We start from the raw sequence: 24,586 nt of genomic DNA, 5'->3' as shown, positions 1-24,586 counted from the left end.
TACCTCGTCAAAATAAGTTTTTAACATGACCTCTGTCATGTTTTTACCTCGGCCACCTGACTAGTTTTGACGTATAGAAATTAATTCATAACACGACTCCCATGGACAAGGATCTGCTATTTAAATACAACACTCCCGGGCCAAGATATACCAGTTACCCCACCGTTCCTTATTGGGATAAAACACCTCCAACAGAGCAGAAATGGAAGGAGCTGGCAAGCAATGCTTTTTCAATTTCTAACAACAAAGAAGGAATCAGTCTCTACATACATTTACCATTTTGCGAGAGTTTGTGTACCTATTGTGGCTGCAACACGCGTATTACTATAAATCATAAAGTTGAAGAAATATACATCAATGCAGTTTTGAAAGAATGGGAATTGTATTTCTCCATATTCGGTGAAACCAGGCCCGTGATCAGAGAAATACATTTAGGTGGAGGAACACCTACTTTTTTCAGCCCGGAAAACCTGACAAATCTTATCCAGGGATTGTTGAAAAATTCCAATGTCCACACGAAAGCCCAATTTAGTTTTGAAGCCCATCCGGGAAATACCACTGATGAACATTTGCAAGCTTTATATAATGTAGGCTTTCGCAGGATCAGTATCGGAGTTCAGGATTTTAACCCGCTGGTTCTGGCAGTAATCAACCGTCACCAAACCTACGATCAGATCAGTCGTCTTACTAAAAAAGCAAGAGAAATTGGTTATACCTCGGTCAATTATGACATCGTTTATGGCTTGCCTTTTCAGAAGGTTTGCACGATGATGGAGACGATCATGCGCGTTGTTCAACTCCGCCCCGACAGAATTGCATTTTACAGTTATGCACATATTCCATGGATAAAACCAGGTCAGCGAAAATATTCCGAAAAGGATTTGCCTGATGCCGACAAAAAAATGGCGATTTACGAAACTGGCCGAAACGCACTGGAACTTTCCGGTTATTACGATATCGGTATGGATCATTTCTCACTCGAAACTGACGAATTATATAAAGCGCAGCAGGAAGGCCGTTTACACCGAAATTTCATGGGTTACACAGATACCCACACACAGCTTTTGATTGGTCTGGGTGCTTCCTCTATCAGCGACAGCTGGACCGGTTATGTTCAGAACGAAAAAACAATTGAGGCATATTACGAAAAAATTAAAGCAGGCAGTCTTCCGGTTTTCAAAGGCCATAACTTAACAAAAAACGACCTGATTTTAAGAAAACACATTCTCAGGATCATGACGCAGTTTGAAACGACCTGGAAAAAAGAGGAGGAAGTTTGTGTTGATTTATACAAAGCAATCGATCGGCTATCCGAGATGCAATTTGATGATTTGGTAGAAATTGAGCCATTCCATCTGCGGGTTACTGAGAAGGGTAAAGCTTTTGTAAGAAACGTCTGTATGGCATTTGACGCAAAATTGGGAGAAGAATTACCGGCAACAACTCAATTCAGCCAGACCGTATGATATTAAAGTGACGGTAAATATATACTTCATTTACACATTCTGTTGTTCACCAATTTTTTCGTTTACGCATTAGGTTTTCCGTTTAGCTTGTTCCATCCAACTATCTCCTGTAACTTGGTATGTTTAGTACGTATATTGAAAAACAGACCGACGCCATGACACGGCACATTGAGATGCTAGACGCCCTATTTAAACATGCTACCGAAGGAATTGTTGTTGTAAATAAAGAAGGTGTGATTGTGATGTTGAATCCAAAAGCACTGGAACTATTTGGATTTGAGGAAGGAGAATTGGTTAATGAAAACATTGAATCACTGATCCCGAGAAGGTTAACTAAAAAACATGTGAGCCACCGCAACGCCTATCTCGAATCTCCTCACGCCCGCGGAATGGGAAGTTCACTGGAATTGTTTGCGAGGCGGAAAGATGGAAGCGAGTTTCCGGTGGAAGTGAGTCTGAGCCCTTTCAAAACCAGTGAAGGACAATTTGTTGTAAGTTTTGTCATTGATATCACTGAGAGAAAAAAACAAGAAAATATCATCCAGGAAGCCAATAAGGAAATTCAGAAACTGAACTCCGAATTGGAAGAACGCGTAAATCAAAGAACGGAGGAATTGGCAAAAGCGATACGTAAAATCGAACAATCACAGGAGGAAGTGATGCGCGCGTTGAAAAAGGAAAGGGAATTAAATAACATGAAAAGCCAGTTTGTTACGATCGCTTCGCATGAATTCCGGACGCCCCTTGCAACGATCTTGTCATCCGCTGCCCTGATTGGCCGGTATGCAAAATCGGAAGAGGAAGACAAAAGACAAAAACATGTCTCGCGTATCAAGTCGGCAGTAACGAACCTGACGGAGATACTAAATGATTTTATGTCAATCGGAAAGCTTGAAGAAGGACGTATTCATAGTGTTCCTGTTTTTACCATGTTGCCCGATTTTTGCCAGGGATTAACGGAAGAAATTAAAGGTTTGTGCAAGGAAGGACAGCAGATCTTGTTTACGCACGAAGGCAATTCTGAGGTTTGGGTTGATAAACAATTGCTTCGTAATGTTATTTTTAACCTTCTTTCTAACGCAATAAAATATTCAGATCCTTATAAACTAATCAGACTGAACGTTAAAGCTGACGGAAAAATCATATTTATAGAAATCATCGATCAGGGAATAGGAATTCCTGAAAGCGATCAGATTCATATTTTTGACCGTTTTTTCCGCGCACAAAATGCGGGTAACGCGCAAGGAACAGGCCTGGGACTTAACATTGTCCAAAATTATGTTGACCTGATGGGAGGCGAAGTTTCATTTATCAGTACCATGGGAAAAGGTACCACTTTTACAATAAAACTCCCTGATCACCTACCCACAAATTAATTACCTCGACAAAAAATGGAAACGAAGAGAATTCTTTTGATAGAAGACAATCCTGAGATGCGTGAAAACACGGCTGAAATTCTTGAATTGGCCAATTATCACGTTTTGACAGCGCAAAATGGAAAAGAAGGTGTTCATATTGCGCATCACGAAAAACCGGATCTGATCATTTGTGATATCATGATGCCGGAACTGGATGGGTATGGCGTATTGCATATGCTCGGAAAGGATGACCTCACTGCCAATATTCCATTTGTATTCCTAACGGCAAAGGCTGAAAAAAATGATTATCGGAAAGGTATGACCATGGGAGCAGACGATTATCTGACCAAACCATATGATGATGTCGAGTTATTAAATGCTGTTGAAATCAGGTTGAAGAAAAGTGAAAGATTAAAAGGGCAATTTACACGGACTGCGGAAGGACTGGACGAGTTTATTCATGAGGCAAAATCTTTTGATCTGATCACGAAACTGGCGGATGATAAAAAAACTAAAGTTTTAAAAAAGAAGGAAACCATTTACACCGAGGGTAGTTTTCCGTCGAATGTATTTTTTCTTCAAAAAGGAAAAGTAAAAGCTTACAAATCGAACGACAACGGCAAGGAATACATTACTGATTTATATAAGGAAGGAGACTTCTTTGGTTATCTTGATCTTTTGCAGGGAGAATCTTATCAGGAAACGACCATTTCTCTGGAAAAATCAGAAGTAGCCATGATCCCGAAAGACGACTTTTTCAATCTGCTTCAAGGCAATCGGGAAGTGGCAACTAAATTCATTAAGATGCTTTCCAACGAGATAAAAGACCGGGAAGACAGACTCTTGCAACTGGCATATAACTCGGTGAGAAAACGTGTTGCGCAAGCACTGGTTATGCTCGTTCAGCGTTATCAGGAAGATAAGTCCAAACCATTTTCCATGGCGATTACGCGGGAAGATATTGCCTCTATGGTCGGCACGGCAACAGAAACGGTAATCAGAACTTTATCTGATTTTAAAGATGAAAAGCTGGTAGATATGAAGGGCAGCCTGATAACGGTTCTCGACTATGAAAAACTTGTCCGTATGCGAAATTAGATTAAACCAGCAATGGCGTTTTCATTAGATTTTTCATTTCAACAAGACTGGATATCATCAGTTTATCCATGATTCTGGACTTATACAAAGCGATTGCCGAAATATGAAGGGATAAAATTTCAGCGATTGCGGCAGGAGATTCATCTTTTACCAGGTGTGAAAAAATTTCGAACTCCCTTTCGCTGAGACTTTCAAAACGATCTGCTTTTTTATTATACAATGCGTCTTCCACGATCAACTCAATCATTTCCAGACTGATATACCATTTCCCGGAAACGACCGTTTGACAAGCCCTTATAATTTCATCGGGATCATCTTGTTTAATAAAACAATAGCCATTCAAGCCGCTGGTCAGATATCTTTTAATAAGTGTATATTCCAAAATTTGAGAATAAGCAAGAATAGGAAGAGTTTGGCTATAAACCCTTAATCTCCTGATTAATCCCAACATATCGGTATTTGGAACAGCGAGATTTATAACGATAATGCTGTAGGAAACGTTAGTAACTTTTTTTAATCCCTCGGCAGCATTTTCGATATTATCAATGACTACTGCTGCGTCTTGGTGTTCTTCAAAAAGCTTTTTCAAATTCGAATACATATCCGAATCGTTGTCCATTAGAAGTATTCGTCGCATAACTTTCTTATTTAAGGAGGGGTCGGTTTTCGCTGCGCGCCGGACAGCATAAAAGAATTCAAGTTATGGCATCGCGCAAATATAGTTTTCTTTACCTGAACAACAGATAGTTGTAATTCAGGTTGTTTGTAGAAATATATCGACAAACCAGGCTTCAAACTATATTAATTTTTCTTGGGAAGATAATCTACCATCAATGCTCCTGCCCGCTGAGAAGCACCTGCTCCGCCAACTAGCGACTGCAATTTGGCATACTGCATGAGCTGAGTTTCTCTCTTGGCTCCGCCTGGAAGAATAGCGGATAATTCAGCAACCAATTCTTGTTCATTCAATTCGTCCTGAATCAGTTCCCGGACAACTTCGTTTTCCATGATCAGATTGACCAGAGAAATAAAAGGAACTTTGATCAGTCTTTTGGCAACAGCATAGGAGAATCCGCTGGTTTTGTAACATACGACTTCCGGAATATTTAAAAGCGCCGTTTCGAGGGTAGCTGTGCCCGAAGTGACCAAAGCGGCTTCGGAAACTGATAGAAGGTCGTAGGTAGCTTCATAAACAATAGAAACATTATCTATCGCGTCGTACTTTTGATAAAGCGAAGCCGGAAGATTTTGGACACCTGCGATTACGAACTGATGATCAGAAAAATGTGGCTGAACCGTCAGCATCAGATCCAGCATATTGATAATTTCCTGTCGCCGGCTGCCCGGCAGCAAAGCTATTATCGGGCGGTTTTCATCAAGGTTATTTTTCTTTCTAAAATCAGGATCGGGTTTGAAAGCATCGATTGCATCCATCAGCGGATTTCCAACATAGTCTACGTTGAAATCAAATTTTTTGTAAAAATCAATTTCAAATGGAAAGATCACAAACATCTGATCGACGTTTTTCTTGATTTTCCAGGCACGTTTCTGGTTCCATGCCCACACTTTAGGAGAAATGTAATAGAAGGTTTTTATTCCGTTTTCTTTACCAAAAGCGGCGATTCGCAGATTAAAACCAGGATAATCAATCAGGATGATCACGTCCGGTTTGTAATCGAGAATATCTTTTTTGCACTTTTTCAGAAAGCCTGCAATTTTTCGGATGTTAAGCGCAACTTCAAGGAAACCCATGAAAGCCGTATCCTTATAGTGCGTAACCAGATCAATTCCCTCATTCTGCATCATATCCCCACCCCAACCACGAAACTTCGCTTCGGGATCATTGGCTTTAATTCCTTTCATCAGGTTTGCGCCGTGCAGATCTCCGGAACGTTCGCCGGCAATGAGGTAATATTTCATGCTTAAAAGTTAATTGAGAAGAAAAAACAAGACCTGAAAATCATCATAACTGTGAAGCTTTCCAGGTCTTTACGCAAAATTATTCACCGTAGTATTCAACAAAATTTTTCGGCGTTTCTACCAGTTTAATATAGTGCAGGCTCGAACCCGGAGATACTTCCTGAATGGCTGGCGCAAGAATATTCCAGATTTCCATTACAAAAATTTCACAGGAAGCCATTTTTCCCTGCATGAAGTCGACGTCAAGATTGAGATTTTTGTGATCCACTTTGTCGACCACTTTCTCCTTCACCAGATCACCCAAAACTTTAAGATCTATAACAAAACCCGTATCCGGATCTGGTTTTCCTTTTACAGTAACGATCAATTCAAAATTATGTCCATGCCAGTTATTGTTGGCACAAGGGCCAAATACTTCCTGATTTTTCTCATCTGACCACGCCGGGTTAAAAAGTCGGTGTGCTGCATTGAAATGCTCTTTTCGCGTTACGTAAATCATAAATTTTTTCTTCCCTGTGTAATAATGTTACAAAATTACATCTTGTATCGGTAGTTTTGTAAAATTATAAGCAGTAAACTAAAAAAAATACAATTTAATAGCGAAATTCGTGAGTAGATTGATAAAAAGAATGACTCTTGTTTTGCATTCTTTTTACAGTTTGAGCTCATTAAACAAATAATCTTTCCATATGATTATAGTAACAGGTGCAGCCGGATTTATCGGTAGCGGTCTGATTAGCAGACTAAACCAGGAAGGCTTCAGTAGCATTATTGCAGTAGATGATTTTTCAAAAATTGAAAAAGCGGAAAATCTTGTAGGAAAAACGATAAAAGAACGCGTTGAACGCAACTCTTTTTTTGAATGGCTTGACAAAAATAATCAGGAAGTCGAATTTATTTTCCATATCGGTGCGAGAACCGACACAACAGAATTTGATAAAAATATATTTGACGAGCTCAATCTGAATTATTCTAAAGAAATCTGGGAAAAATGCGTTTCCTATCAGATTCCATTAGTATATGCCTCATCTGCCGCAACCTATGGTTTAGGGGAATTGGGATATGACGACAACGAATCGCTGATTCCGCAATTGAAACCGCTAAATCCTTACGGAGATTCAAAGAATGATTTCGATATATGGGCGTTGCAGCAGGAGAAAAAACCTTTCTTCTGGGCTGGTCTTAAATTCTTCAACGTATACGGCCCCAACGAATATCACAAGGGACGTATGGCTTCGGTTATTTTCCACGCATTTAACCAGATCAAAGCGACCGACAAAATGAAATTATTCCGTTCTCATAACCCTAATTTCAAGGATGGAGAGCAGATGCGTGATTTTATTTACGTAAAGGACCTGATCGAAGTTTGTCTGTTTTTTATGCACCATCGCAAAGACTCGGGCATTTATAACCTTGGAAGCGGAAAGGCGCGCACGTTTAAAGATCTTGTGACGAGCACTTTTGTTGCTATGGACAAAACGCCGGATATCAGTTTCATTGATACACCGGAAGACATCCGTGACAAATATCAGTATTTTACTCAGGCAAATATGGGTAAATTGCGCTCTATCGGATTTACAAGGCCTTTTCATACCCTTGAAGAAGGTGTTAGCGAATACGTAAAAGATTATCTTTCGTCAGGAAGTTACCTTTAATTTTCAACGGTCTAAATAACCGATTTTAAATCACAAGTTATGACAGTGGTCATAACTTGTGCATATTTTTATGTATTTTTGAGTCTATATTTAAACTCAATGTCATTTCTGTGTGTTATTGAAACAACGACAACCATAGCGTGATATAATTAAGACTATGAGCAAAGAAGAAGAATTGTTGGAGGAAATCACCAGTTCGGAATACAAATACGGATTTGTAACTGATATTGAAGCAGACGAAGCTCCTATGGGCTTGGATGAGAGCACTATACGGTTTATTTCCGCAAAAAAGAATGAACCTGAATGGATGTTGGAATGGCGTTTGAAAGCATTTACGATGTGGCAGAAAATGCCTGAGCCAAAATGGCCAAATGTTCACTATCCAAAAATTGATTTTCAGGGTATTAAGTATTACTCAGCCCCGAAAAAGAAAAAAGTTGTTGAAAGTCTGGACGATATTGATCCTGAATTACGTGACACTTTCCAGCGTTTGGGAATTTCATTGAATGAGCAAAAAAGACTTTCCGGGGTTTCCATCGCGGTTGATGCAGTTATGGACTCTGAATCTGTATTTACAACTTTTAAAGAATCACTGAGAGAAAAGGGAATTATTTTCTGCTCGATCAGCGAGGCAATACGCGAACATCCGGATCTTGTCAAAAAATATCTGGGATCAGTTGTTCCGCCAAAAGATAATTTCTACGCGGCTTTGAACGCAGCTGTTTTCTCTGACGGATCATTCGTTTATATTCCGAAAGGTGTTAAGTGCCCGATGGAGCTTTCTACGTATTTCCGTATCAATGCGGCAGGTACTGGTCAGTTCGAACGCACGTTGATCGTGGCAGATGCTGACAGCCATGTGAGCTATCTTGAAGGCTGCACGGCACCGATGCGTGATGAAAATCAGTTACACGCTGCCGTTGTTGAAATCTTTGCGCATGAAAATGCGAACGTTAAATATTCGACCGTTCAGAACTGGTATCCTGGTGATAAAGATGGAAAAGGTGGTATCTACAACTTCGTTACAAAACGCGGTCTGTGCGATGGTGCGTTCTCTAAAATTTCCTGGACTCAGGTTGAAACAGGTTCTGCCATCACATGGAAGTACCCGTCTGTCATACTGAAAGGTGATAATTCAATCGGAGAATTTTATTCTGTTGCTGTGACTAACAATATGCAGCAAGCTGATACCGGAACGAAAATGATCCACATTGGTAAAAATACCAAGAGCCGTATCGTTTCAAAAGGTATCTCGGCAGGAAAAAGCCAGAACTCATACAGAGGTTTAGTTCAAGTTTTCAAAAAAGCAGAAAAGGCTCGGAATTTCTCGCAATGTGACTCATTATTGCTGGGCGATAAATGCGGTGCGCATACTTTCCCCTACATTGAAGTTAGTAATCCTTCGGCGACAGTTGAACACGAAGCGACGACTTCTAAAATCGGAGAAGATATATTATTTTATTGCAACCAGCGCGGAATTCCTACGGAACAAGCGGTTGCTTTGATTGTAAATGGATACGCAAAAGAGGTTTTAAACCAACTCCCGATGGAATTTGCCGTAGAAGCTCAGAAACTACTGGAAATCAGTCTGGAAGGAAGTGTAGGATAAGTTGTTTGCCTTTCATTTTTTCAAGTAATACCAAAAAGCCTTTGAGAAATCAAAGGCTTTTTGTATTTTATTGGTATTATTATATTTCCCGCAAAATACCAATCCTCAATGACCCACGTTCCACAGCTAATTGTAGACCTTTCTTTAATCCTGACAATGGCTGGTGTTATCACCATTATTTTTAAAAAATTAAAGCAGCCTATCGTCCTTGGATATATACTTGCCGGTTTGCTGGTAGGTCCTAATTTTACTATTTTCCCAACAATCACCGATATTAAAACCATTGAAATCTGGGCAGAAATCGGTGTGATCTTCCTTCTTTTCAATCTGGGGCTAGAATTTAGTTTTAAAAAACTGGTCAAAGTCGGAAGTACTGCTGCTATAACCGGTTTGTTTGAAGTTACACTTATGCTGGTCACCGGTTTCATTACCGGACAGCTTTTAGGCTGGGATAAAATAGACAGTTTATTTCTGGGAGGCATAATTGCTATCTCGTCCACCACCATTATTTTCCGTGCCTTTGAAGAGCTTGGCTTGAAAACGCAACAATTTACCAGTGTCGTTTTCGGGATCCTTGTGATTGAAGATCTGACTGCTGTATTATTGATGGTCTTGTTATCGACGCTTTCCATAAGTCAGCAATTTGCCGGAATTGAGATGCTGGAATCAATTGCGAAACTATTTTTCTTCCTGATTTTATGGTTCTTGGGAGGAATATTTATTTTCCCAACATTGCTCCGCCGCTTTCGAAATCTAATGAACGATGAAAGTGTTCTGATTACTTCTATCGCGTTATGTTTCGGAATGGTTTTTCTGGTTACCAAAGCAGGTTTCTCTGCCGCCCTTGGGGCATTTATTATGGGCTCAATTCTTGCAGAAACAACGCACGCTGAAAAGATAGAGCATTTATTAAAACCGGTGAAAGATCTTTTTGGGGCAATTTTCTTCATATCCGTAGGTATGTTGATCAACCCGAAATTATTGGTTGAATATGCTGTCCCTACCGCTATTTTAGTTTTCGTCGTGATTCTGGGTAAAACAACTTATGTAACGATCGGTGCAGTTATTTCCGGTCAGCCCTTAAAAAAATCCATTCAGGCCGGTATGAGTTTATCACAAATCGGTGAATTTTCATTCATTATCGCCAACCTGGGATTATCGCTGAAGGTAACAAGCGAGTTTTTATATCCTATTGCAGTTGGAGTTTCAGTAATCACTACGTTCACGACACCATATATGATGAAAGCTTCCGAGCCCTTTTATGAATGGCTCGACAAGCACATTCCAGAAAAATGGAGAAACAAATTGAACCGGTATAGTACAAGTACTGCGACCATCGCCAAAAACACGCATTGGAAAATTATTCTCCAATCTTATGCGCAGACCGTCGTTTTAAATTCAGTAGTAATTGTTGGAATTATTCTTATTTCGGCAAAGCAAATTTCTCCTTTAATTTATCAGCGAATACCCGAAAGCGATTTTTCAAGATGTTCGATCTTCGGAGTAACGTTTCTGTTTATTTCTCCATTTGTCTGGGCATTGATCTTCAAACGATCCAACACAAAAGCATATTCCGCACTATGGCTGAGCCGTAAATTCAGTCGTGGCCCTTTATTATTGCTGGAACTATCAAGGGTATTAATCGGAATAATCCTGATGGCCGTATTACTTGATTCATTTTTCGCCACACCAACTGCGCTTATGGTTGCGGGTGGAATAATGATCCTGGCCGTTGCATTATTCTACCAGCGGCTGCAATTATTTTATAGTCGTATTGAGGAACGTTTTTTACAAAATCTGAACGCCAGACAACTTGAAGGAAGCGGTAAATCAAAAAAAATACTTCTTCCGTGGGACGCTCACTTTGCATTTCTGGAGGTTAGTCCTGACTCCTCGCTTATCGGTAAAAGTTTGCAGGAACTGGGAATCCGGGAACGTTTCGGTATCAATGTCGTCCTGATAGAGCGCGGGACGAAAACAATTCAACTTCCCCGCCCGACAGAAGTTCTTTATCCCTATGATCGCATTGAAGTAATTGGAACGGATGATCAGCTGGATAATTTCCGCGGGCATATCGAGATCAGCAGAGACGGCGGAGCCTATCTGGCTCAGGAGGATAAAATCACCCTGCAACGAATTGAGGTAAAAAGTGAATTTAATATTATCGGAAAATCGATTCGAAATAGTCATATCCGTGAATCAACGCACGGTATGGTCGTAGGACTGGAACGGAACGGGGAACGCATTCTTAACCCGGATTCTTCTGTTATCATAGAGCCGGAGGATGTACTCTGGGTTGCCGGCGAGAAGGATTTGATTAAGGAATATATTCAGAGGAAGGATAGTATCTGGTAGAAAATGCCACTGCCATTATTCAAGGCTTACATAATTTCGGCAAAGACAAAAAATAGCGTTAATATTAACGTTAATGTATTCATACCTAAATACATGATATACGGAACTGCACCCGTGCAAATTACAAATCGTAAGGCCCGCAAGCTCTCGGAAGATCTTGAAGATTTACATCTTATAAAACTTTTAAAATCAGAGCAACAACCTGTCCGAAAACTTTCAGAAAAGTATTTGGGTAAATTGTCATCCGATGTCGCTAATGATATGCTAGTTCATCTAAAACAAAGCAGAGACGAATGGAAAAATCGAAATACCTGATTGATACTGATAGCGTAATCGATTATCTTAATAATAATTTGCCTGATTCCGGAAGTCAATTTCTTTCAAAAGTTGTTGACGATGTACCCGTCTTATCCGTAATTTCTAAAATAGGAATACTCGGTTTTTAGGCACCTGAAAAATCTTATCGAATTCTTCTTGATTTCATAGATGATTTGTTTTCGGATTAACCGAAGAAGTAGTTGGTAAGACTATCAATCTTCGAAAAGCAAATAAAATTAAATTGCCAGACGCCATCATTGCTGCAACTGCTCTTGTATGAATACGTTTTGATTTCAAGAAATACCTCAGATTTTAAAAATATTGCTGGTTTAAAGGTAATTAATCCTCATGAGTTGTAAAGTAACTCCGGCAACAACCCTTGCAACCCACCGGTATGAACAGCCACGATGCAACTGCCTTTCTTAAAAAATCCCCGGGCCATTAAATCATACAGGCCAAAAAACATTTTCCCAGTATAAACCTGCTCTAATTGGATGTTATGATCATACTTGAATTTTGTGATAAAATCAAGAAGTTCAGGCGTATGACGGGCGTATCCCCCAAAATGATATTCAGTAAAAAGCACGAATTGACCATTGTCTTTACTCCCACGAATTAACTCCATAATATCATTTTCTAAAAATGCCCCGCCTTTTAAAGAAGAAAAAGCCAGCACGTCAGATCCTGATGTAAGAATTCCTGCCGAAGTTCCCCCGGTACCAAGAGCGACCGCATAATAATCCGGTTTGGAATTTAACTGCTGCTCAACCTCAATTGTCATTTCCCGAACACCTTTCAGGGCCAATTCCGACGTTCCTCCTTCCGGAATGACAAAAGGATTTCCGAATTTTTCACGCAACTGATCAACATATTCCGAAGAATTTCTCAGCTTATATTCTTCTCTTGAAACATAATGCAACTGCATTCCGTGCTCCTCACAAAATTGCAGCGTCGGCGATTTCCTTTCCCCAGGATCTTCGCCTCTGATGATACCAATCGTTTTGAAACCAAGATTGGCCCCCGCCGCTGCCGTAGCATAAATATGGTTCGAAAATGCACCTCCAAAAGTCAGAAGTGTTGTTGCGCCCAGCTCCTTTGCTTGCTGAAGACTATATTTCAACTTTCTCCATTTGTTCCCCGAAACAGTCGGATGGACCAGATCATCTCGTTTTATAAACAAATGAACTCCTGCCTTTTTAATAACGATATCTGAAAGCTCCTGAATAGGTGTCGGTAAAGAAGGAACCAGTAAGTCCACGAATTTTGATAGTTTTGTAAAAGAAATAAACTTAGGATGTAAGCGATATGCCCGGGAAGTTTTTGCCTGCAATAGCTTGCGTTACTCAATTTACACCATTCCAGATGTCATTAGAAGTAATTGATAATAGTGCCGACGAAGAAGACGATTTATTTGAACATTACCGGATTGTAGCCGACAAAGGTCAAACGTTGATGCGTTTGGATAAGTTTTTAAATATCCATGTTCCCAATGCTTCCCGCACAAAAATACAAAATGGTATCGAAGCAGAGTCAGTAAAAGTGAATGGACTCGCTGTCAAATCAAGTTATAAGGTAAAACCTCTCGATGTTATCACGTTGCTGCTTCCACAGCCTCCCCGTGATACAGAGATTATTCCGGAAAATATTCCACTTGATATTATTTATGAAGATGATGTCTTGCTGCTGGTCAATAAACCAACAGGAATGGTAGTTCATCCGGCTTTCGGAAACTGGACCGGTACTTTGATCAATGCCTTGGTATACCATTTTCAAAATTTGCCAACCGGCAGAAATGGCGAAGGTCGGCCGGGACTGGTGCACCGGATCGATAAAGATACTTCGGGTTTGCTTGTGATTGCGAAGACTGAGTTTGCCATGACCTTTCTGGCGAGACAGTTTTCAGATCATACAATTGAAAGGACTTACAATGCGCTGATCTGGGGTGAACCTAAGGAAGTCAAGGGAACGATTACGGGCCATATTGGTCGCAGTGCGCGTGACAGGCGTGTTATGGATATTTTTGAAGACGGATCGCAAGGCAAGCACGCAATTACGCACTATGAAGTTATCAAACCGCTACGTTATGTTTCGCTGATTAAATGTAATCTTGAAACGGGCCGGACTCACCAGATCCGTGCGCATATGAAACACATCGGTCATCCTATTTTTAATGACACAGTTTACGGTGGTGATAAAATTTTGAGAGGCGGAACTACGGGCAGTTTTAAGGTTTTTGTTGAAAATAATTTTAAATTACTCCCTGGACAGGCACTGCACGCAAAATCTCTGGGTTTTATCCATCCGACAACAAAAGAGTGGATGCAATTTGATACCGCACTCCCCGAAAATTTTCAGACTATCGTGGATAAGTGGGAAAATTTTGTGAAGTATCAATAAGCGAATGCAGTAGATATTAGTTATTTACATGTTTTAATTACAAAATCTTTGCTCATGAATATTACCACCCGTCAAGGTACACTTGAAGATATCCCAGCCATTTTTGAATTAGTAAAAGAACTTGCCATTTTTGAAAGAGCACTTGATCAGGTTAGCAATAACGTCGACAAGATGTCGCGGGATTTTAAAGAAAATCTGTTTGAATTTTTCGTTGCAGAAGTCGATTCGAAAATCATCGGATTGTCTCTGTATTACTTTCGGTACTCAACCTGGAAAGGTAAAAGATTATATATGGAAGACATTATCGTAACCGAAGAAATGCGCGGTAACGGAATTGGAAAAGTCTTATTTGATGCAACAGTTGCGGCAGCTAAAAGAACAGGTTCAACAGGTATGATGTGGCAGGTTTTGGATTGGAATACTTCTGCTGTTGGTTTTTACCGTAAATATGGCACAAATTTCGATGACGAATGGATCAACTGCAACCTTGATTTTTAAAAAAGTTACGCAGCTAAAACTGATATATATATAAGACCGGATTTACTTCAATAAATCCGGTCTTCTTTCTTTGGTCCTTTTGATAGATTGTTCGTAACGCCATTCTTCCACTTTGGCTTCATGCCCCGATAGTAATATTTCAGGAACAACATTTCCTTCAAAGTCAAACGGACGCGAATAAACCGGCGGCGCCAGTAAATTGTCCTGGAAGGAGTCTGTTAATGCAGAAGTTTCGTCATTGAGCACGCCGGGCAACAACCGAATAATCGCGTCTGCCAGAACTGCTGCTGCCAATTCTCCTCCGGATAGTACGTAATCTCCAATACTTATTTCCTTTGTAATAAACAGGTCACGCACCCGCTGATCCACACCTTTGTAATGTCCGCAAAGCATGATCAAGTTTCCCTTTAATGAAAGCTGATTGACCATTTTCTGCTCCATCAGTTCTCCGTCCGGTGTCAGATAAATAATTTCATCGTAAGCTCTCTCCGCCTGCAAAGCACGGATGCACCCGGCAATTGGCTCAATTTGCAGTACCATTCCTGCCCCGCCTCCAAAAGCGTAATCATCAATCGATCGATGCTTATTTACAGAGTAATCCCGCAAGTCATGTACGACAACCTCTACATATTTTCCCTCCTGCGCACGTTTCAAAATCGAATGCGCAAAAAAGCTGTCCAGGAGGTTAGGAACACAGGAAATTATATCAATCCGCATCGTCAGGAGTATTATCGTCAGAAGAATTGTCCAAATAAACTTCCAGTAAGCCTTCCGGAAGGTTTACCAGTAATTTTTTATTTTCCTTGTCTGCTTTTAACACGATATCTTCGGCTGTTGGGATCAATACTTCTACGCCCTGATACTCCATAGAAATTAGATCCTGACCGTTCAAAGAATATACTTCCCGCACAATGCCAAGTTCTCCTTTATTTTCATCGACCACGGTATAACCCTTGATTTCATGATAATAAAATTCCTCTTCTTCAAGTTCAGCGAGCGAGTCAAGCGGAAGGAACAGCGAAGTTCCAACCAGTGCCTGTGCCTTCTCTATCGTGTCAACCTCTTCAAATCTGACAATGGCCCTACTCTCTTTCTGCAAATTGAAACGCTCCACAAAATACGGAACCAGATCGCCCTTCAGTTCGAAGTATACCGAATCCAGATCTTCGTAGTCTTCCGGATAATCTACATCCAGAAATATCACCACATCACCCGAAGTTCCATGTGTACGAACGATATAGCCCAATAAAAAACAGCTGTCCTGTGTCAAAGTCTTATTGATTAATTATGCTAGTCCTAAAACAAATATGAGTCTGCACGGTATAAACCGGCAGACCCACAAAGAAAGTATGTTATACTAAATTATTCAGCAGCTGGTGCCTCATTAGTATCTTCTGCCGATACTTCGTCAGCCGCAGTTTCGTCCGTTGTTTCTTCAGCAGCAGGTTCTTCTACTACAACAGGAGCGTTTTTCTTAGCGATTGCCTCAGCACGCGACTCATTTACTTTACGTTCAGCATCAAGTTTCGCTTGTTTCTCAGTGTCTTTCTTAGCAGACAATGAATCAGCAGCAGAAACGTTACGATCCGTTTTAGATGCTTTCCATTCTTCAAAACGAGCATCTGCTACGTCCTGACCGATTGCACCTTTAATAACACCAACTTGTAAGTGCTTGCGAAGCATAACACCTTCATGGTGCAGGATTGAACGAGCTGTGTCCGTTGGCTGAGCACCTTTAAGCAACCAGTCAACAGCCTTAGCTGTGTCTAAAACTACGGATGAAGGATTAGTACCTGGGTTGTAGCTACCAATCTTTTCGATGAAGCGACCATCACGTGGTGCTCTGGCATCTGCGATTACGATATCATAAATCGCTTTTTGTTTGCGTCCACGACGCGCTAATCTAATTTTAACTGCCATTATTGAATTTGTTATGAGAGGGAACTCGTCCCTTAATTAAACAGGGTGCAAACTTACGCAATATTATTGACTTCTTAACTATATGTCACAAAAAAAGGGAAGTGAATATTCACTTCCCTTTTTTTGTATTTCAAATCCTGTTATTTCTGGAAACCAGCAGGATATGTTGAGCGAATTGTGTTGTTAGGCAAGATCTTAATCTCAACGCGACGGTTAGATTGAAGACCTTCAACAGTTGTATTTTCAGCAATTGGGCGGTACTCACCGAAGTATTCGATCAAGATTCTGCTAGTATCTTTAAGGCCCTGACGAACCAAGAAACGTTTCGCAGCATCCACACGACGACGGGCAAGAGCCATGTTATAAGAATCAGAAGCACGGGCATCAGTATGTCCTACAAGAACGATACGGCAGTTGGTACGAAGATTCAACAACTCGATAACTTTGCTAAGTGTTTCTTTTGAAGCATCGCGGATAATCGCTTTGTCTGTATCAAATTCAATATTACTGAATAAAGCTTCGCATTCGTCTTTCGGCAAGTTGTTTTTGATAGCGTCTCTGATAATTTTATCAAGATCCATTGCAACACCACCACCTGAAACTACACTTCCAGCAGGCGTATTTGGTTCTTTGTCAAACAAATCGGCTACACCGTCACCATCTGTATCTGTGTAAAGACGTGGATCCACTGGTTTCGGCATATTAGCTTTTGCAATTGAATCAGCATCGTTCATAGTCGGGTTGTAAGGAACCGGGATCAATGCCTGTGGATTTGCCCAACGTAAGTGGTAACGTCCGCTTCCTGCATCGTAAACTCCTTTTTTAGCTCTAACAGCATTTTTACCAAGTTTGTAAGTCAATGCAACTTGTAAAACACCCCATCTGTCATTTTTTGAATCCCCTTTTTCAAACGTCCAAAGGCCCAACTGCGTTTGGTAGTCTGTTCTGTCACCTACTGTCAAATCAAGTTTCTCAGTATTAACATATGTATAAGTATAGTCCAGACCCAAGTCAAAACGTGGAGACAGTTCGTAGTGAACAGCTAAACCCACCGGCATAACCCATTCACGAGTGTAAGTAGAACCGTTACGATCCCAGGATCCAGCAGTTTTAGAACTTCCGGCAGTGTTGGAAGAAACTTCAAAAACCTCGCCTGTACCTGTATTCGTGGCTGTAAGATCAGTGTGGTAATACATGATACCAGCTCCCAAGTGAGCGTCAACTTTCCATCTGCGTAATTTTTTGTAACCAAAAAGCAAACGGTTAAGATTCATTGTTCCATCAAGAGAAACCTGAATGAATGATGGGCTGTTGAAATAAGCGTCGTAAGTATTTGTGATACTCGGGTCTCTTGGGTTAGCAATTTGAATACCTTTTTTTGATCCTTGTAACCATCCGTTATATCCTGTCAACTGGATACCGAAAATAGGAGATAGTTGTTTGTTGATGGAGAGTCCCCATGATCCGGTCAGATCTTCATGATCGCCTCTTTTGAAGTCGTATTCTTTCAAATCACCAAAGAATTTTGTGATGCCACCATATCCGGTGATCGACCATGTATTCATCTTATTGGGTCCATCATACGTTCGGTTTTTTTGAGCCAAAGCATCCAGGCTCATGAGTGACAAACAAACTAAAGCAATGTAAAGATTCTTTTTCTTCATGGGAAACACTAGTTATGTGATTCAATTATTCATTAATTATTTACTTAAAAAACAGAAAAAGGAAGAAGCCTGTAAGCCGGATTCTGTATTCTGATTTTCATCAGAATTCCTACCATTTATCCAGGATTCTGATCACTCAAAACCTCTAACGATCTACCCGTGTTAACGTCCCAAAAGAACGGAGACGAGTAGCCTCACAAGTTAACACCTATTTGATCTTTCAGCCCGTAAGGTTTACCCTGCCTTTAAAGTCACCCTTAAAGCGGTGGGCTCTTACTCCACCTTTTCACCCTTACCTGACATAAAAAATGTGCCAGGCGGTATATTCTCTGTGGCACTTGCTGTCAGTTGGCCGTTCCCAGCCCTCTGCCTTCCCGTTAAGAAGTACGGCACTCTATGCTGTCCGGACTTTCCTCCCCGGCTTTCGCCGCGGCGATAGGACGGCTTATTCCTTTCACTGACCACAAAGCTAAGAAATACTTTCCTTTGATCAGCAGTCAATTTACCATAAAAAGTAAAAAATATGGCATTTGTTTGCACATCAGGCAAAATTATTGGTCAAAGCTTCGCAATCCTTCTACACGTAAATTGATATTCCCCTGAGCAAAAACAACGGAATAAATGTGTTTTGGGGTCAAATATACCTTATCTGGTGTGATCTCCAAAAGTGTTCCCTTTATTTGTACCCCGTCAGTAACTTTATAATTTGCAAGTATCTGCTGGACACTCTTTTTAGCTTCGTTCATCTGACTGCCTACCGGAAACACCATTTCTTTCTCCATCATTTTGCTGAATTTACCCTGCAGCAACCACCCTGCGGTTTTAACAATTGTATTTCTGGTATCCAGATCGTAATCCAGATCTTTAAGGGATAATTGCTGAGTCTTCGGATCGTAATAGGGTATTCCTTTCAAATAGATACTTCCGCTTATGCTGCCTTGAAGTCCTGCTTTGATGATAAGGCGCTCATTCTGACCATACATTTCTATCGAACTAACCTCCACATTATACTTTCCTCCCAAAAAAGAATATTTCTGTCCTGCCAGTCGCGCAGTTGCCATTCTCGCAGCGTCTTCATAGGATATCAAACTGATCAGTCCGATCCTGAAATCCGAGGTTACCTTATCCGTTATCGTCAGATCCGGAAGTTTCGGAGCCGGCTTCACTGCTGGTTTTACAGCCGAAGTAATCGTTTGGGTGAACCCTTTGATACCAATTGACGAACGCAGAATATTATTTGTCACCAGTAACGGTGTCATAATGATAGCATTGGGCGTTACAACCAGCCATGTGTCAAATTCTTTCGACAGCAGAATCGGCTGCCTTGCCAGATTCCAAGCGGCTTCCACATATTTTTTTACTTCAATCCCACCTGCTACCTGATTGTCAATAGCCTGAGTTATCTTTTCAAAATTATGATTTAACAATCTGCTAACCATGCCTTTAATCGGAATTCTGATTCCAGCTACTTTAACATTTGGTTCACTGATCCAGTCATAACTGTCCACATATGTTTCCGTATGAAGTTTCCAATTCGGCGATATTCCGATTTTTGAGATCAACCTGATCCTTATCGAAAATTCTGTATCCTTATAACCTGACAAATTGATTCCCAGCGGACTAACCTTATATCCGGCGTTGACCCAAATTTTTAGCGGAACTTCAAATAAAAAAGTAGAGTCCTTCGCGACGACCCGTATTGGATTGATCTTCCAGACCTTCGCTTTCAGATTATCTCCCCCATTATCCTCAAAGCTGTCATCTTCATAAATCAATCCTTTCAGTTGCGCATTAATCTGTGTTTCTAACTCAGAAACAGGCATTTCGATAGGCAGATTAACAACCGATAAATGCTTTTCATTTTGAATTTCCGCGTCTGAATACAAATATTCTTCCATAGGCTTTTTAGGCGAAGTGGTTTTTGAACGACAGCTCCACTGTGCTAACCCAATGGCAGCAAACAGCAGAACCCATATGACTCGCATAATGCGATTATTTGATTTTAACCAGGGTTGCACCGTATCCGAATTTTTCCTTTTGAGCATCTTTAAAATACTGAACATGTTGATTTTTGCTCAGCCTGCGGTGTAATTCTTCCCGTAAAACTCCACTTCCCGCGCCATGGATAAACGTAATTTCTTCCATTCCATTACCAATCGCTTGCTCCAGACTACTTTCAAAAACGGCCAGTTGTTTTTTCAAAATCTCATCTTTTGAAATTCTGGAAAAATCCTCAACGAGTTTTTCAATATGCAGATCTACAACACCTTCCGGTTTTTCCAGCTCGATTTTTGCTGTAGATCCTCCGCCCATCAAACTCGTGCGAAGTTGCTCCTGAATATTTGTTTTATCCACCACAACTTCCTCTTTTTTAACATTTTCTTCATCCAGTTGGAAGACGAAAGCATCTTTCCCTAAAACCGGAGCGGGGCCTTTGCTCTTATAAAAAGACTGCGCGCGACATTTTATTTTCTTTTGGAAAGGCAGGACTGCATCAAAATTGCCCTCCCGGTAATGCAGAAGATTAAAAGCAAAAATCGGCCAGGACTCAAAGTCTTTTATTTGAAGCTCTGTCAATTTCTGAGAAGTCCTTGGCTGTAATAAGCCAGCTGCCAGTCCTGTATGGACATTTTCTGTTTGCGACGCAGCAGTAAATGGCACTGTCCAGTCAGAATTATTGATGATATGTAAAGTAACGGCCTTATCATTGATCGAGACAAAAGCCAGATAAATTCCCTTTTCAGCAAAAGCCGCTTGTCTTGGCGCAATCCGGTCTCTTTGTGGCGCGATGCTTTGTCCTTCTGGCGTCCTGTTTAAACGCTGGGATTCAACAGGCGAAATAGTTACTAACTCACTGCGCAGCACAGGTATACGAAAACCATCTTCAATCTCAACTTCGATAACATTTCCCGGCAAAAACGCATATATAATCCCCTCTTCGCGGCCATGAACTAATCTAACTTTATCTCCAATATTCATAATTTTACATTTAAAATAAATAACAAACCGTCTGTTGAGACGTCCGTTAATCGCTAAGTTACTTTATTCTTTGTTCGATCTTTACGCTTAAAAATATAACGGTTTAAAATCAATGCCTTTTTTACTGAACTGCAACGCCGGAGCAGGAATTTTCAACGAGTTGGCTAAAAAAGCGACTGTCCTGATAAATTTGCTGCGTGTTTTAATTTTTGTCAAATCTATATCCATAGACAAATAGTATTGCCGGTACGGATGAAATCCCATTTCAATACTTTTTGATTTTTCTGACGCCACCATATCCTGAATCCCATAGCCAACAGAGAAACATAACCAGGCCGGCCAGCTGCTTCCCTTGAAAAACGACCTGGGACTACTTGAATACCAATAAGTTTGGCCATTATAATCTTTCAGCCAGCGCTCCGTGGGTTTGCTTCCCAGCAAGTTAGGCCGCTCTTTGGCAAGTGATGTAAAATGAAAAGAAAATTTCGGCTGTATCCTTACTTCATCCCAAAGTGCAATTTGCCCCAGGTAAATCGCAGAGCCAGTAAGGTTTGCAACCATGTCTCCCGGAGAAAACCCGTACTCGGGAGAAAACCCATCCAGAATCTCAATGGGAGTTTGGAAAATGACACCGGAAATTGCGCCGTATATCATCATCTGCTTTTTTGAAATTCCTGTTTTTTTATAAATTTCGGCAGTGTGGCGTGCAATCTGATAGGATGTGTAAACGTGCCCCATTTTGTCCATTTGGAGCCACTCATAGGTGTCATCCTTTACCCGGAAGTTTGTTAGCGGGTTTTTATACCATGATTTACTGAGTCCGTAAATCGTCCCTAAGTACAATGTTGACTGAGCCGCAAAAATACCCCGCAGCAGTTTATAATTGGGCCTTAATTCTTTCAGAGAATCTTCATGAATCGGAGAAATCATTTGTTCCTGACCCATAACAGAAGTCCAATAGGAAGTCAGGATCAGGACAAAAAAAAGAACTTTTATTTTATAAAAATATTTCATTAAAAATTACCTGAAAGGTTACGCAGCACCATGCGCATGCGCCTTCCGGGATTTGACTTTTGGTATATTATTCGCGCAAATTTTGACAAATAATCACAGACTATCCTCAGTTTCACTTCAAAATAATTCAGATATAAATTAAATAGGATCTTATCCCTTAATATCCACCGTGATACTTTCTTAATCCCCATTCAACGCCAAGTAAAACCAGGATCAGGAAAAACAGCCATTTCAAATGAATCAGTTCAACCATTTCTTCGCTGCTATCTAATTGATCCGGTGCACGGTTTGTTTTTAACTTTTCAATCAGCTGGCTTAGTGTGACGGGCTGAACGAATGTTCCTCCTGTTTTTTGAGCCAGTTCGCGCAACATGCCAAAGTCGGCAGTAGTATTTGCTAATTCAAGATCAACCTTTCTAACTACAAACTGCCCGTTAATTTTTTCCTGAACACCTTTTACCAATGTTGTTGCCTGAAAACGGTAAACTCCTTCCAACAATCCACTAATATTAAAACGCGGATTTTCTGCTGTGTGGGTATAATTATAGGTCTTCGTCTTACCGCTTTCATCGGTAATATCAAGTTTTACTTCCTGCCCGTAAACAGGCTCATAAATATCGTTGTAAATTTCAGTCTGAAAAACAACTTCCTCCCCTTCTTCAAACTCGGGACGAACCGGATAAATCCTGAACTTCCGCTTATCATCGCGTACAGAAAGTATCTGGATTATTTTCTGAAAAAGATTATCAACCAGTTCATGTTTTCCGGTCAGAGCAAATTCCTCTTGCCGCCATTGCCAGATTCCTTCTCCTGTCAAAACTGCCGTTTTTTGTTCTGTTGCCGTGTTTAAAACCAAAAGAGGCTTGCTTGTGTTAAGAGTCCCAACTTTTTGAAACAAGATCGTCTCAGTGCCAGGCGAAACAGTATACTCGCCAAACGGCACAGAAAGCGGTGGCAGCCGTTCAAGTAATTTCAAACTTTCTTCATTAAAATTAATTTGCTGGAATAAGGGATTATAACGAGCTGCAACTTTATCAAACTGCCCCTGATTCACATTAATGGTCAGAGAACGATTCAATGTATTCAACAAAGGAACTGCCGATTGGTTTCCTAAAATATATAACACCGGTCTTTTGGCGTCTATAATCTTGCGAACCATCGGGTTGCCCAGACCAAGAATGTTTGGTATCTGATGCAGAATAACCAGGTCGTAGGGTTTACTGCCAATTACATCTGCATTCGGATTCGAAGAAGCTGTCAGAATATTGACATCCAGTTCATAGTTATCGTTGCTTTCGATAAGACTTCTCAACGCTTTCACATCCGGATGCGGCGTGAGAGCGAGTAAAAGGATTTTTTGTCTTCCGTCAATAATGTCGATGTAGACATCCCGCTTATTATTCCTGTCGGAGGCTTCACCTTGCACAGATCCTAATTCGATGGTATAATGCTGAATCCCTTTTTGATTAGAAGATGCGGTAAAATCAAATGACTTAAAGAAAGAGGCCCGGTCAATCTGCACTTTTTGGGTTGCGATAATCCTTCCGCCCTGTTTGAGAGAAATAGTTGTCGTTTTTCCTGCGAGTCCGTTCGCTGAAATATCTGCACGAATTGGAAAATCATTTCCTAGATAGGCTACCCGGTTATTAACAACATCTTTGATCCGGATATCCAGAACCGGAACGGTGTCTCCAACGGCGATGGTATTAACTTTAAAAGGAAACTGGTTAAAGGTAGGTGCAGCACCCTGATTGACAATACCGTCGGAAAGCAAAATCACATCAGTCAGATTTCTTCCTTCAAAATTACTTTTGACCATTTGAAGCAATCCGGATAAATCGGTTTTGCGCTGATCAAAACGGATTGAATCGATGGTAATATTTTCCGCCGTTCTGTCAAAAGTCTGAACGCTTACCTCGTATCCCGAAGAATTTAATTCCTGCGCTGCCTGGGTAATCTGCTTTAAAACGGGTTGCCCTACCCCTTTCACAGATTCTGAATTATCAATGGCAAAAACAATTTTTGCTTTGTCAACTATACTTTCGGTTCGGCGAACGAGCGGGCTCAGCAATAAAAAACAGATAAAGGCGACGACAATTCCACGCAGAGCGGCTAATGCATAATTCAGTTTCTTACTCCATGAAGCTTCCGGTTGGTATAACAGAAATGCATATGCGCCGCCCGCCAGAAGACAAAAAATGATGAACCAATATGGAGTTTGAAATATAAGCTCTGAACGCATAATGATGAGTAAGCAGTTTCGCCGAAAACAGTATCACAGAAATATAGCAAACACTTTTGCAGAAAGCACTATTATAAGCAATATTCAATACAA

At 40.7% G+C, this 24,586-nt stretch carries 21 protein-coding genes and 1 other RNA gene; 9 read left to right on the top strand and 13 right to left on the bottom strand.

The window, feature by feature from the left end; all coding sequences use genetic code 11:
• Positions 1-101 precede the first annotated feature (101 nt).
• The 3 genes from hemN (at position 102) to BMY70_RS07290 (ending at position 3,922) form a co-directional block, all read left to right on the top strand.
• Complete coding sequence (gene hemN / locus BMY70_RS07300) at positions 102-1,466, top strand: oxygen-independent coproporphyrinogen III oxidase (protein WP_090333994.1); 1,365 nt, start codon at positions 102-104, stop codon at positions 1,464-1,466.
• Positions 1,467-1,585: 119 nt separating this feature from the next.
• Positions 1,586-2,842 carry a PAS domain-containing sensor histidine kinase gene (locus tag BMY70_RS07295; RefSeq protein WP_090333991.1) on the top strand — a complete coding sequence of 419 codons (1,257 nt, stop codon included), beginning with the start codon at positions 1,586-1,588 and terminating at the stop codon, positions 2,840-2,842.
• A gap of 15 nt (positions 2,843-2,857) precedes the next feature.
• Complete coding sequence (locus BMY70_RS07290) at positions 2,858-3,922, top strand: response regulator (protein ID WP_090333988.1); 1,065 nt, start codon at positions 2,858-2,860, stop codon at positions 3,920-3,922.
• A 1-nt stretch (position 3,923) separates the two neighbouring features.
• Here BMY70_RS07290 and BMY70_RS07285 read toward each other — a convergent pair whose 3' ends face one another.
• The 3 genes from BMY70_RS07285 to BMY70_RS07275 all read right to left on the bottom strand — a co-directional run bounded on the left by BMY70_RS07285 (position 3,924) and on the right by BMY70_RS07275 (position 6,341).
• Entirely contained in the window at positions 3,924-4,559 is a 636-nt protein-coding gene (locus BMY70_RS07285) for a response regulator (RefSeq protein ID WP_090333985.1), read from the bottom strand.
• Positions 4,560-4,723: 164 nt separating this feature from the next.
• Positions 4,724-5,842 carry a lipid-A-disaccharide synthase gene (gene lpxB, locus BMY70_RS07280; RefSeq protein ID WP_090333982.1) on the bottom strand — a complete coding sequence of 373 codons (1,119 nt, stop codon included), beginning with the start codon at positions 5,840-5,842 and terminating at the stop codon, positions 4,724-4,726.
• A gap of 79 nt (positions 5,843-5,921) precedes the next feature.
• Complete coding sequence (locus tag BMY70_RS07275) at positions 5,922-6,341, bottom strand: 6-pyruvoyl trahydropterin synthase family protein (RefSeq protein ID WP_090333979.1); 420 nt, start codon at positions 6,339-6,341, stop codon at positions 5,922-5,924.
• Positions 6,342-6,531: 190 nt separating this feature from the next.
• Between BMY70_RS07275 and rfaD the strand changes: the two genes are divergently transcribed.
• The 4 genes from rfaD to BMY70_RS30650 all read left to right on the top strand — a co-directional run bounded on the left by rfaD (position 6,532) and on the right by BMY70_RS30650 (position 11,907).
• Positions 6,532-7,497 (top strand): ADP-glyceromanno-heptose 6-epimerase, encoded by a 966-nt coding sequence (gene rfaD / locus BMY70_RS07270; protein ID WP_090333977.1) that lies wholly within the window; start codon positions 6,532-6,534, stop codon positions 7,495-7,497.
• Positions 7,498-7,654: 157 nt separating this feature from the next.
• Positions 7,655-9,106: a Fe-S cluster assembly protein SufB gene (gene sufB / locus BMY70_RS07265; RefSeq protein WP_090333975.1), complete on the top strand. Its 1,452-nt coding sequence runs from the start codon at positions 7,655-7,657 to the stop codon at positions 9,104-9,106.
• A 108-nt stretch (positions 9,107-9,214) separates the two neighbouring features.
• Complete coding sequence (locus tag BMY70_RS07260) at positions 9,215-11,461, top strand: cation:proton antiporter domain-containing protein (protein ID WP_090333973.1); 2,247 nt, start codon at positions 9,215-9,217, stop codon at positions 11,459-11,461.
• A gap of 293 nt (positions 11,462-11,754) precedes the next feature.
• Positions 11,755-11,907 (top strand): PIN domain-containing protein, encoded by a 153-nt coding sequence (locus tag BMY70_RS30650; protein ID WP_143072066.1) that lies wholly within the window; start codon positions 11,755-11,757, stop codon positions 11,905-11,907.
• Positions 11,908-12,125: 218 nt separating this feature from the next.
• On the opposite strand, the gene BMY70_RS07250 is transcribed toward BMY70_RS30650, so the two are convergent.
• The gene (locus BMY70_RS07250; protein WP_090334776.1) at positions 12,126-13,037 is read right to left on the bottom strand and encodes a 1-aminocyclopropane-1-carboxylate deaminase/D-cysteine desulfhydrase; all 912 of its coding nucleotides are present in this window, start codon (positions 13,035-13,037) and stop codon (positions 12,126-12,128) included.
• A gap of 104 nt (positions 13,038-13,141) precedes the next feature.
• On the opposite strand from BMY70_RS07250, the gene BMY70_RS07245 reads away from it, so the two are divergent.
• Both BMY70_RS07245 and BMY70_RS07240 read left to right on the top strand, forming a co-directional pair.
• Positions 13,142-14,176 carry an RluA family pseudouridine synthase gene (locus tag BMY70_RS07245; RefSeq protein WP_090333968.1) on the top strand — a complete coding sequence of 345 codons (1,035 nt, stop codon included), beginning with the start codon at positions 13,142-13,144 and terminating at the stop codon, positions 14,174-14,176.
• 54 nt (positions 14,177-14,230) lie between these two features.
• A complete protein-coding gene (locus BMY70_RS07240) occupies positions 14,231-14,674 on the top strand; it encodes a GNAT family N-acetyltransferase (protein WP_090333965.1) in 444 nt (147 codons plus the stop codon).
• Between the two features lie 42 nt (positions 14,675-14,716).
• Here BMY70_RS07240 and trmD read toward each other — a convergent pair whose 3' ends face one another.
• The 9 genes from trmD to BMY70_RS07195 form a co-directional block, all read right to left on the bottom strand.
• Positions 14,717-15,391, bottom strand: a complete 675-nt coding sequence (trmD, locus tag BMY70_RS07235; RefSeq protein WP_090333962.1) for a tRNA (guanosine(37)-N1)-methyltransferase TrmD — start codon at positions 15,389-15,391, stop codon at positions 14,717-14,719.
• Entirely contained in the window at positions 15,381-15,944 is a 564-nt protein-coding gene (gene rimM / locus BMY70_RS07230; RefSeq protein WP_090333959.1) for a ribosome maturation factor RimM, read from the bottom strand. Before rimM ends, trmD begins: the two co-directional genes overlap by 11 nt.
• 92 nt (positions 15,945-16,036) lie before the next feature.
• Positions 16,037-16,594, bottom strand: coding sequence for a 30S ribosomal protein S16 (locus tag BMY70_RS07225; protein ID WP_090333957.1), 558 nt, complete (start codon positions 16,592-16,594; stop codon positions 16,037-16,039).
• Between the two features lie 140 nt (positions 16,595-16,734).
• Positions 16,735-18,258, bottom strand: coding sequence for an OmpA family protein (locus tag BMY70_RS07220; RefSeq protein WP_090333954.1), 1,524 nt, complete (start codon positions 18,256-18,258; stop codon positions 16,735-16,737).
• Positions 18,259-18,314: 56 nt separating this feature from the next.
• Positions 18,315-18,710, bottom strand: an RNA gene (gene rnpB, locus BMY70_RS07215) — RNase P RNA component class A.
• 99 nt (positions 18,711-18,809) lie between these two features.
• The gene (locus BMY70_RS07210) at positions 18,810-20,243 is read right to left on the bottom strand and encodes a DUF4403 family protein (RefSeq protein WP_229209511.1); all 1,434 of its coding nucleotides are present in this window, start codon (positions 20,241-20,243) and stop codon (positions 18,810-18,812) included.
• Positions 20,244-20,250: 7 nt separating this feature from the next.
• On the bottom strand, positions 20,251-21,237 hold the full coding sequence (locus BMY70_RS07205) for a Smr/MutS family protein (RefSeq protein ID WP_090333950.1): 987 nt from the start codon (positions 21,235-21,237) through the stop codon (positions 20,251-20,253).
• 87 nt (positions 21,238-21,324) lie between these two features.
• A complete protein-coding gene (locus BMY70_RS07200) occupies positions 21,325-22,251 on the bottom strand; it encodes a DUF2279 domain-containing protein (protein ID WP_090333948.1) in 927 nt (308 codons plus the stop codon).
• A 157-nt stretch (positions 22,252-22,408) separates the two neighbouring features.
• On the bottom strand, positions 22,409-24,493 hold the full coding sequence (locus BMY70_RS07195; RefSeq protein WP_090333946.1) for a vWA domain-containing protein: 2,085 nt from the start codon (positions 24,491-24,493) through the stop codon (positions 22,409-22,411).
• Between the last annotated feature and the right edge of the window lie 93 nt (positions 24,494-24,586).

Origin of the sequence: Dyadobacter koreensis, from assembly GCF_900108855.1 — a bacterium.
GTDB lineage: Bacteria > Bacteroidota > Bacteroidia > Cytophagales > Spirosomataceae > Dyadobacter > Dyadobacter koreensis.
This window is presented reverse-complemented; position numbering and strand designations above follow the sequence as displayed.